We start from the raw sequence: 10,621 nt of genomic DNA on the forward strand, positions 1-10,621 counted from the left end.
ATTACACACAAAAAATCATCGATATGCTTGATGCATTAAAATAGAGTTCTGACGATTATATATGCTTCAAAAGACTTTTACTCTTATCCAGCTTGCTGAAAAAGTTGGTGGCTCTGTTCAAGGTGACGAGTCATTAGCCATTAATGGCTTAGCGACTATTCAGGATGCGGATCAGGCTAAGTTGAGCTTCATTGCAAATCCTGCCTATGTAAAGCATTTGGCGACGACCTCAGCAGGCGCTGTCATTTTATCGCCTAAACTCGCAGAAGGTTTCGAGGGAAATGCTCTCGTTCATGAGAATCCATACCTCGCATACGCCAAACTAAGTGTCGAGTGGGATTCCGTCGCTAATTTTACGCCCGACATTTCTGATCGCTCCGTTATTGCGGAATCAGCGAGTATTGGGAGTAATGTATATATTGGACATGGCGTTGTCATCGCAGATGATGTCGTGATCGGTGATGGCGTATATGTCGGTGATAACGTGTCAATCGGTGCGAATTCTGAGCTTGGTTCCAATTCTCGTCTCTATAGTAACGTTGTTGTTTATCATGGGGTGACGATTGGAGAGCGTTGTACTGTTCAAGCAGGGGCGGTGATAGGATCTGAAGGCTTTGGATTTGCGCCGACAGGTAGTGGTTGGCAACGTATTAGTCAGTTGGGTGGCGTAGTTATCGGCGATGATGTTGAAATTGGTGCGAATACTACGATCGATCGTGGCGCGCTCGATAATACTGTTATTAGCAATGGCGTTATTTTAGATAACCAAATACAGATTGCTCACAATGTTGTGATTGGCGAAAACACCGCGATTGCAGCATGTTCCGCTGTCGCAGGGTCAACAACGATAGGTAAGAATTGTATCGTCGGCGGCGCAAGTGGTATTGCTGGGCATTTGACGATTACTGATGGTGTGCATGTTACTGCAATGACCATGGTCATAAAGAGCTTGACCGAACCTGGCGCATATTCCTCCGGCACAGGTGTTCAGAGTAACAAAGATTGGAAGCGCAGCATTGCACGACTGCGACGCTTAGATAGTACAGAGTCTCGTTTGAAGGCTGTTGAAAAACGACTAGACTCGATCAATCCAGAATAAGGGAATTAATATGACGGCGGAAAATACTGTGCGCACGATGGATATCGGTGAAATTCATGAATATCTACCCCATCGACCGCCCTTTTTATTTGTTGATCGAGTTACCTCTGTTGTTGGTGGTGAGCGAATTACAGGATATAAAAATGTATCTATTAACGAAGGGTTCTTTCAGGGGCATTTTCCTGGGATGCCAATTCTGCCGGGAGTATACATTTTAGAGGCGCTTGCTCAGATATCTGGCATTTTGGGTTTCGTGACAACAGATAAAAAGCCTAATGAGAATTTAGTGCATTACTTTGCGGGCGTTAATAAAGTTCGTTTTAAACGTCCTGTAGTGCCTGGAGATCAGTTAGTGCTTGAGTCAGACATATTGTCGGCTAAGCACAATATTTGGAAGTTTGACTGCCGCGCTCTTGTAGATGGCGAGATGGTTTGTGTTGCGGAAATTATGACCGCTGAGAGAGAACGTTAATGACAATTCATTCTACTGCGATCATCGATCCTAGCGCCAAAATCGGCGCGAATGTTTCGATCGGTGCCTACTCGGTTATCGGCCCGGATGTAGAAATTGGAGACAACTGCGATATTCGTTCGCATGTCGTAATTAATGGCCCGACGGTAATCGGGTCAGGAAATAAAATTTACCAATTCGCGAGCGTTGGGGAAGAGTGCCAAGACAAGAAGTTTGCGGGTGAAAAAACCCGTCTGGTAATGGGTAGCGACAACATAGTTCGTGAAGGCTGCACCATTCATCGTGGAACGATTCAGGATGAAGGGGTGACTACCATTGGTAACGGCAATTTGTTTATGGCTTACGTGCATGTAGCACACGATTGTCGTATCGGCAGTCACTGCATATTTGCAAATACTGCAACCATGGCGGGTCACGTTCATGTTGATGATCACGTAATACTTGGTGGTGGCACCATGGTTCATCAATTTTGTAAGGTGGGGGCGCATGCTATGAGTGCTGGCGGCAGTATTGTGTTGCGCGATATTCCCGCCTTTGTGATGGCAAGTGGCCAATCTGCTTCGGCTCATGGGCTTAATTCTGAAGGTTTAAAACGCAGAGGCTTTTCTCCAGAATCACTTAAGCTACTTAAATCCGCATATCGCACACTGTACCGCAATGGTCTTCGTTTGACTGATGCTTTAGACGAGTTGAAGCGGCTTGAGGACATTGACGGCATAATCGCGACATTCATCGAAAGTATCGAACGATCTGATCGCGGATTGATGCGTTAACTTTATGTCGAATGGCCCAGCAAATAAGCCCCTTCACGTCGGTATTGTGGTCGGTGAAGCTTCAGGGGATATATTGGGCTCTGGTTTAGTTAAAGAGCTTAAGGCGCACGATCCAAATATTTGTTTTACGGGAATTGGTGGTCCTTTGATGCAAAAAGAGGGCTTTGAATCCCTTTACCCGATGGAGCGCCTATCTGTAATGGGCTTGTTTGAGGTTCTCGGGCGTATTTTTGAGTTAGTCGGGATAAGGCGCGGGCTCAAAAAGCATTTTTTAGCGAATCGGCCAGATGTCTTTATTGGAATCGATGCGCCTGACTTCAACATCGGTTTAGAGTTGCAGTTACGGCAAGCTGGAATCAAGACCGCGCATTATGTCAGTCCGTCGGTATGGGCATGGCGTCAGAAGCGTGTTGTTAAGATTGCCCGCGCGGTTGATTTGATGTTGACCCTATTTCCGTTTGAAGCAAAGTTTTATAAATCGCACAATGTTTCTGTTCGGTTTGTCGGACACCCTCTCGCCGATTTGATACCCCTTAAGCCTAATCGAGAAGCAGCACGAAAGGCTTTAAGTCTCCAAAATATGGACTCCATGGTAGCCATATTGCCGGGAAGTCGTTCGGGCGAGGTAAGCCGTATCGCTCGCTCCTTCTTTGAAGCTGCAGAATTAATCAGAAAAGAGAATCCATCGACAACGTTTGTTGTTCCTTGTGTTAATCAAGATCGTTTCGACCAAGTTGAAGAGATATTAAAAGAATTCCCGGATCTCAACGTTTCGTTAGTACTTGGGCGTTCACGCGAGGTGATGGCAGCTTCCAATTTGGTTTTGCTAGCATCTGGAACTGCTACGCTTGAGTGTATGTTGATGAAACGGCCAATGGTTGTATCGTATCGTTTGAACAAGCTTACGTACTGGGTGATGCAGAGGTTAATTAAGACGCCATTTGTCGCTTTGCCAAACTTATTAGCGAATAAGCTACTAGTGCCAGAGTTGTTACAAGACGACGCAACGCCGGTTAATATATCTAAGGCTGCTTTAGAGCGCCTTTCTGATGAGGGTCAGAACGAAGTCGCTGCTACTTTCACTTCTCTACATGAAAGCCTGCAACGTAACGCTAGTTCCGAAGCTGCTCAAGCTGTTTTGGATTTGGTTCGCCGTTAATGGAATGCTTCTTCCGTGATGATTTTCAGTACGCTAAGGGCTATTCTGGGCAGTTATTAGCTGGAGTTGATGAGGTTGGCCGAGGGCCGCTTGTTGGTTCTGTGGTTGCTGCAGCCGTAATTCTTGATCCTGACCAAGAAATCGAAGGTTTAGCAGACTCTAAAAAACTGTCTGAAAAAAAACGCACGAAACTTGCTGACGAAATTAAGAGTAAAGCGCTTGCGTGGTCTATCGCTGAAGCAAGCCCAGCGGAGATCGATGAGCTAAACATTCTCCACGCCTCCATGTTAGCGATGGAGCGTGCGGTTAACTCTCTTAGCGTTCGTCCCGAGCATTTGCTTGTCGATGGAAATCGTGTTCCAAAGGGTCTCAATTGCTCAGCAAGTCCTTTAATAAAGGGGGATGCATTGGCGAAGTGTATTAGCGCCGCTTCTATTCTCGCCAAGGTATGGCGCGACGCTGATATGGTTCGTCTGGATGCTTGCTATCCTCAGTATGGATTCGCGAAGCATAAAGGCTATCCCACAAAGGCGCATTTTCTTGCGCTTGATCAACATGGTGTTTGTCCAGAGCATCGAAAGTCTTTTGCTCCCGTTGCAAAGTTGTTGCACAAAACTACTAGTTAGCAGGTTCTGCGTGACTTAGCACTTATATTGGATTTGCAGTAATTCACAAAACGCAAATTGGTCAAAAATATGACGCAAAGCTAGCATTATATGCGATGTAATTCCGTCTAAATTCCTGAGGTACGACTACGCTTTTCTCACTGATACGAATTTTGGTGAGAATTAAGATGGTTTACCAAGCGACTCAAAACTTATTGAAAACCTCTATCCTAGCAAGCGTTTTAGGGCTCGCGGCATGCGGGGGTGGCGGTTCCGGCTCTGATGACGCTAGCGCGGCGCCTGTTGCAACCGCTGCATTGTCAGATGAGGTGTCTGTAAGTGGTCGCGCAGTCAAAGGTGTCATCAAGCAGGGTTTGGTGACGGCATATCGTATTCAAATGAATGGCCAAAAGAATGTCGCCTCTTCAGTAGTTGGGAGTCCGGTGCGCACAGATTCTGAAGGCTATTACTCAATTAATCTTCCTCGCAGTGTTGTAGGTGAGCAGATTGTTTTTGAGGTGACGGCTGATGAGCAAACGCGAATGACTTGTGAGGCGACGAGCGGTTGTAGCGAAAACGGTGTGTACGATTTCGGCGAAGATTTTACGCCAGGTGCTGACTTAGTATTGTCAAGCGTTAGCCCTGTTCTCGAGTCTGTTTCTGATAACAGTGTTCATGTTACGCCTTTTACCCACATGGTGCGCGTAAAAGCAGAGTATTCTGATAGTGGTCTAACCATCGCCGCCACTCAAGCCGCACAGAATGAAATAGAGGGCCTGTTCGATCTTGAGCAAGGTGCTTTATTACGGGAGCCTATAGATATTACAGAAGTAGAAGAAAGGTCGTCTGCAAGCGCGGAGCGGGTTAAATTATCTTCTATTAGTGCGGGTATGCATGAGCTAGCTAATGGCGGGGCATACGATGGTGTGACTGACGTACTTGAAGAGATCGAAATGAATCTGAAGGCAAGCGGCAGTTTAGTGTTGTTTGATAAAGAAGGCTCAAGCACTGTAGCTGTTGATGAGTTGGTTTACGCTGCACAAGGCGTTATTTCAGATGTAACTAGCTTGCACTTAGGTCAAGATGAGTCGAATTATGATCAGTTAGTAACTGAGCTTGTTCAGGTGCAGAATAGTGCGATGGATCAAGGGGCTTTGGTTCAGCGAGTCCAGATTATGACTCAGCCTGTTGGTGTGGTAACTGAAGCCGGTGAACGGGTATCGTTGACGGCAAATATTATTGGTGGTTTGCCAATGTCTTATCAGTGGTTTAAAGATGGTGAGTTGATTGAAGGTGCAACAACTTCTGCATTAGTGTTGGGTTCAGTGAGTATCAATGATTCAGGAGCTTACTCTCTACGCGTATCTAATCCATCAAGTGTCGTTACAAGCGCAACTGCGGAAGTTGTTGTCCAAGTACTAAGCGCTGACGATGAAAATGCTAGTCAGCCTGACGATTCAAGTGATTCAACCGATGATCAATATGTTGCTGACAACCAGAATAGTGGTGATTCTTCGGACGACGCTAATTCCAATGATGGCCAGCAGTCTAATGGCGGTTCAAATGATACTTCTTCACGCAGCATTTCTCTGTCTTGGGATATTCCGGTTGAACGCGAAGATGGTAGTGATCTTGAACTGTATGAAATTAATGGCTATGTCATTAAGTATGGAAGCAGTGCCGGAGGTATGGCCAATACGATTAACATTAGTGGTGGTAACGTAACGCAATACACGCTAGATAATTTGAATAGTGGTACCTATTATTTCGCGATTGCAACGGTTGACTCTGATGATGTTCAAGGAGAATTTTCGTCTACCATATCTGCTGGGGTTAATTAGACCGTGTGCATCAGATTAGTTTTTAAATTCTCTTATAAGTAAGTTCTCTATCGGTTTTTGAGCCCATTTATATTTCGTGTGTAAGTGGGCATGAAAGCGAAACTCAGCCACAAACTGATTACACAGAAATAGACTGTCGCGCTGGCTAGCATTCAGAGACTTTAATGTTGGTGTCGGCAGTATCCCAAAGTCTGACCTTCCAAGTTTTACGAACTTAACGACAGATTCAGTGTTTGGTACTAAATTTATTGATGCAAACAGTGGTTCAAAGTAAGTTTTGTATAGTTTTACTCCATGAATTCCGGCGGCTGTTTTCTCTTTAAGTTTGTTCTCGCTCACTTCGCATAATTGATGTCTTTTGTTTGTAGTAAATACAGTGAACTCAAATATGCTGATTGGTGGTTCAAGTTTAATGATCTCGTGCGTGTATTTTATAGCGCTTGGTGTTCTGAATAATTCTAAGCCTATTGAGCTTGAAAGAAGTTCTTGAAAAGAGCGTCTATTGGGAAGGTTTTATAGCTCGAATGCCAGTTCGGTTCTTGTAAGTGCTCGTCTTAACCTAAAGCTTGTAACGGGAAGATTTTGCTCGATGGTTGGCAAAATATTTACCTTGATCACCTCGGGCTGTGCGTAGACCGTCGAGCTACTAATGAATATCGATAGAGTAATAGCAAAGTGTTTTATTTTTAGTATTAGCATCAAATTGTCTGATGTTCAGAAAGCTTTTATCAATACTTATAGTATTTTTATAAAACTCTGCAGGGTTTGCTGGGATGATTTTTGTGTTTTGATAGGCTTTTCGGTTCGGCTGGATCTAGGTAAAGCCGGCAGGGTTTACCACGGATTCGTTATATGCATAAATTGCAGGCATAAAAAAAGATGTACAGTTTTCACTGACGTCTTTTAGAAATATGCCTTATGAAATTGGCTCCCCCGAGCTGGGCTTGATCTAGGTAAAGCCGGCAGGGTTTACCACGGATTCGTTGTATGCATAAATTGCAGGCATAAAAAAGACGTACAGTTTTCACTGACGTCTTTTAAGAATCTGTCTTATGAAATTGGCTTCCCGAGCTGGGCTTGATCTAGGTAAAGCCGGTAGGGTTTACCACGGATTCGTTGTATGCATAAATTGCAGGAATAAAAAAAGACGTACAGCTTTCACTGACGTCTTTTAAGAATATGTCTTATGAAATTGGCTCCCCGAGCTGGGCTTGAACCAGCGACCCACGGATTAACAGTCCGTTGCTCTACCAACTGAGCTATCGGGGAACTTCATAAGAGGCGCGTATAGTAATGATCTAACGCGCCTTGGTCAAGCGTTTATCCAAGAACTTTTTTGATTCTTGAAACAGCATCTTGAAGGACTTCCATGCTCGTCGCGAAGCTGAGTCTCATGCACCCTGGCGAACCAAACGCAGAGCCTGGCACTAATGCGACACCAGCTTCTGAAAGGAGTAATTCGGCTAGTCCGATATCTGAGTTTGCAGAACTCTGTTCAATTGCATTGCTGAAGTCAGGGAATACATAAAACGTTCCGTCACCGGCAAGGCAATTGACGCCATTGATGTCATTCAGCGCTTCGACAAGGTAGTCATGGCGCTTTTTGAATTCAACGACCATTGCATCTACGCACTCTTGATCACCAGTTAGTGCAGCGGTAGCGGCAGCTTGTGAGATAGATGCTGGATTTGAGGTGCTTTGCGATTGAATCTTCTTCATTGCTGCAATGACTTTTTGAGGTCCTGCTGCGTAACCAATACGCCAGCCAGTCATGCTGTAAGCTTTTGATACCCCATTAAGTACAAACGTACGATCATAAAGCTCTGGGCAGACCGTTAGGATGTTATGGAAGCCTTCTTTGTTCCATAAGATGTGTTCGTACATATCGTCGGTCGCAACCATTACGTGCGGATTCGCTAACAACACTTCCGCAATATCTTTAAGCTCGCTAGTCGTATACGCCATGCCTGTTGGGTTTGAAGGGCTATTAATAACGAACAATTTTGTCTTTGGAGTAATCGCTGCTGCGACTTGTTCGGCAGTAACTTTAAAGCGCTGATCAGCGCCAGATTCAATAATTACTGGTGTTCCATCAGCTACCTTCACCATATCTGGGTATGATACCCAGTAAGGCGCAGGAATAATGACTTCGTCCCCCTCATTTAACAGCGCAAGTGCGAGATTGAAAAAGCTCTGTTTGCCGCCGCATGAAACGAGTATCTGATTTGGCTCGTAAGATAAACCGTTATCGTTTTTGAACTTGGCGATGATTGCTTGTTTTAACTCGGGCGTGCCGTCTACTGCTGTATAGCGAGTTTGGCCATTATCAATGGCTTTAATTGCGGCATCTTTAATATGTTGAGGTGTATCAAAATCTGGCTCGCCAGCGCCTAAGCCAATAATGTCCTTGCCGGCAGCACGTAATTCGTTTGCCTTATTTGTTACAGCAAGTGTTGGTGATGGTTTTATATTTTGAACACGATTGGATAATGAAGGTTCCAAGATGTATGCCTCAACTCTATGATTGTTACGTTCAATGAATACGCGTACTAACGAAGACTTTTTGTTAGCATTTGCGAAAATTGACCGATAAAGCTTCCAAATCTGAGCGTTATTTATAGCACTCAGTATTGCGGGGCGTAAGTTTACCACTGCATAGTTGTTTCTGAAATATGAAGACCAAGGAATTTAAAGTCTCTTCCAAATTTTCTCCATCTGGGGATCAGCCAACTGCCATCGCGGGTTTAGTCGATGGCATTGATGATGGATTAATGCACCAAACCTTACTTGGTGTTACGGGATCAGGTAAGACATTTACCATTGCAAATGTCATCGAAAAGATTCAACGGCCAACCATCATCATGGCGCATAATAAAACCTTAGCAGCACAACTCTATGGCGAGTTTAAGGAGTTTTTCCCCGACAATGCAGTTGAATACTTTGTATCGTATTACGACTATTACCAGCCTGAAGCATATGTTGCTGCATCGGATACATTCATCGAGAAGGATGCGTCAGTCAACGAGCACATTGAGCAAATGCGATTGTCCGCGACGAAGGCGTTGATGGAGCGTCAAGACACAATAATCGTAGCGACTGTATCCGCGATCTATGGTCTGGGCGATCCTAAATCCTACATGAAAATGATGCTCCACCTAGATCGTGGTGAAATTACAAATCAGCGCAAGATTCTTCAGCGTCTAGCCGAATTACAGTACACAAGAAACGATATGGAACTTCAGCGCGCAACATATCGCGTCAGGGGGGATGTCATTGATGTATTCCCGGCCGAGTCAGAGCGGGATGCAGTTCGTATTGAGTTGTTTGATGATGAGGTAGAGCAGTTATCTGAGTTTGATCCGCTTACCGGCGAAGTATTGCGTAGAGTACCTAGAATCACAATTTACCCGAAGTCGCATTATGTAACCCCTCGTCAAACCATTTTGGATGCGGTAGACCAAATTAAAGAAGAGTTGTCCGGGAGGCTTGTTCAACTCAAGGATAATAACAAGTTGGTTGAAGCACAGCGTCTTGAAGAGAGGACGCGATATGATACAGAAATGATGAACGAACTTGGTTATTGCAACGGGATCGAAAATTACTCTAGGTATTTGTCAGGACGTCCTGCCGGAGCGCCACCTCCAACATTGTTTGATTACCTGCCAGCGAACGCACTTATGGTAATCGATGAATCGCATGTTACCGTCCCTCAGATTGGGGCAATGTATAAAGGCGATCGATCTAGAAAAGAAACTCTAGTCGAATATGGTTTTCGCTTACCTAGTGCTCTTGATAATCGACCGATGCGCTTTGATGAATGGGAGAGAATCTGCCCACAGACAATTTTTGTTTCGGCCACGCCTGCGAAATACGAAGAAGAGCATGCAGGGCAGGTCGTTGAACAGGTTGTGCGGCCGACAGGGCTTCTCGATCCAATTTTAGAGGTTCGTCCAGCTACAACGCAGGTTGATGATTTGCTCGGGGAGATTCATAAATCTGTTGAGGCAGGTGATCGAGTGCTTGTTACGACGCTTACCAAACGGATGGCAGAAGATCTAACGGATTACCTAATGGAGCATGGCGTTAAGGTTCGATATTTACACTCCGACATTGATACCGTAGAAAGAGTCGAAATTATTCAAGACTTACGCAAGGGCGTATTTGATGTATTGATTGGTATTAATTTGCTTCGGGAAGGTTTGGATATGCCTGAAGTAGCTCTTGTCGCGATTTTAGATGCGGACAAAGAGGGGTTTCTAAGATCTGATAGATCGCTAATTCAAACGATCGGTCGGGCAGCGCGAAATATAAATGGTAAAGCAATTTTGTATGCAGATCGTGTGACGGGTTCAATGCAGCGTGCTATGGATGAAACCGAGCGACGAAGAGCAAAACAAGAAGAGTACAACAAAGAGAATGGTTTGACGCCCAAATCGCTCAACAAATCTGTTGGAGATATCATGGAGGGCGCGGTCGTAATTCCTGGGCGGGTTAAGGTTGGCGGTAGAAAAGTTGCTGAAGAAAGTGGGAGCTACGGCGCTGATTCCGGCTCTAAACTGAAGTCAATTAAGGCGTTAGAGGACGAAATGTACGCCGCCGCGAAGGCCTTAGATTTTGAGCGTGCGGCAGCCCTAAGAGACCGTATTAGTGAGCTTAAACATAACTAGTATTG

General features: G+C 44.9%; 8 protein-coding genes and 1 tRNA gene. 7 read left to right on the plus strand and 2 right to left on the minus strand.

The features are described from left to right. Window positions 1-61: 61 nt before the first annotated feature. The 6 genes from lpxD (at window position 62) to A3739_RS06535 (ending at window position 5,949) form a co-directional block, all read left to right on the plus strand. The gene (lpxD, locus tag A3739_RS06510; protein WP_068478407.1) at window positions 62-1,099 is read left to right on the plus strand and encodes a UDP-3-O-(3-hydroxymyristoyl)glucosamine N-acyltransferase; all 1,038 of its coding nucleotides are present in this window, start codon (window positions 62-64) and stop codon (window positions 1,097-1,099) included. 37 nt (window positions 1,100-1,136) lie between these two features. Further along, complete coding sequence (gene fabZ, locus A3739_RS06515) at window positions 1,137-1,571, plus strand: 3-hydroxyacyl-ACP dehydratase FabZ (protein WP_068478631.1); 435 nt, start codon at window positions 1,137-1,139, stop codon at window positions 1,569-1,571. Then, window positions 1,571-2,344, plus strand: a complete 774-nt coding sequence (gene lpxA / locus A3739_RS06520; protein ID WP_068478405.1) for an acyl-ACP--UDP-N-acetylglucosamine O-acyltransferase — start codon at window positions 1,571-1,573, stop codon at window positions 2,342-2,344. The genes fabZ and lpxA overlap by 1 nt, the downstream gene beginning before the upstream one ends. A gap of 4 nt (window positions 2,345-2,348) precedes the next feature. Next, window positions 2,349-3,503: a lipid-A-disaccharide synthase gene (gene lpxB, locus A3739_RS06525; protein ID WP_068478402.1), complete on the plus strand. Its 1,155-nt coding sequence runs from the start codon at window positions 2,349-2,351 to the stop codon at window positions 3,501-3,503. After that, window positions 3,503-4,129: a ribonuclease HII gene (rnhB, locus tag A3739_RS06530; RefSeq protein ID WP_068478400.1), complete on the plus strand. Its 627-nt coding sequence runs from the start codon at window positions 3,503-3,505 to the stop codon at window positions 4,127-4,129. Before lpxB ends, rnhB begins: the two co-directional genes overlap by 1 nt. A gap of 167 nt (window positions 4,130-4,296) precedes the next feature. Next, window positions 4,297-5,949, plus strand: coding sequence for an Ig and FN3 domain-containing protein (locus A3739_RS06535; RefSeq protein ID WP_068478398.1), 1,653 nt, complete (start codon window positions 4,297-4,299; stop codon window positions 5,947-5,949). Window positions 5,950-7,142: 1,193 nt separating this feature from the next. Here the strand turns inward: A3739_RS06535 and A3739_RS06545 are convergent. Together A3739_RS06545 and A3739_RS06550 are read right to left on the minus strand one after the other, a co-directional pair. Further along, window positions 7,143-7,218 (minus strand) — tRNA-Asn (locus A3739_RS06545). A gap of 51 nt (window positions 7,219-7,269) precedes the next feature. Beyond that, entirely contained in the window at window positions 7,270-8,454 is a 1,185-nt protein-coding gene (locus A3739_RS06550) for a pyridoxal phosphate-dependent aminotransferase (protein ID WP_304440106.1), read from the minus strand. 167 nt (window positions 8,455-8,621) lie between these two features. Between A3739_RS06550 and uvrB the strand changes: the two genes are divergently transcribed. After that, window positions 8,622-10,616: an excinuclease ABC subunit UvrB gene (gene uvrB, locus A3739_RS06555; RefSeq protein WP_068478393.1), complete on the plus strand. Its 1,995-nt coding sequence runs from the start codon at window positions 8,622-8,624 to the stop codon at window positions 10,614-10,616. Window positions 10,617-10,621 lie beyond the last annotated feature (5 nt).

It is taken from the genome of Oleiphilus sp. HI0067, assembly GCF_001635735.1.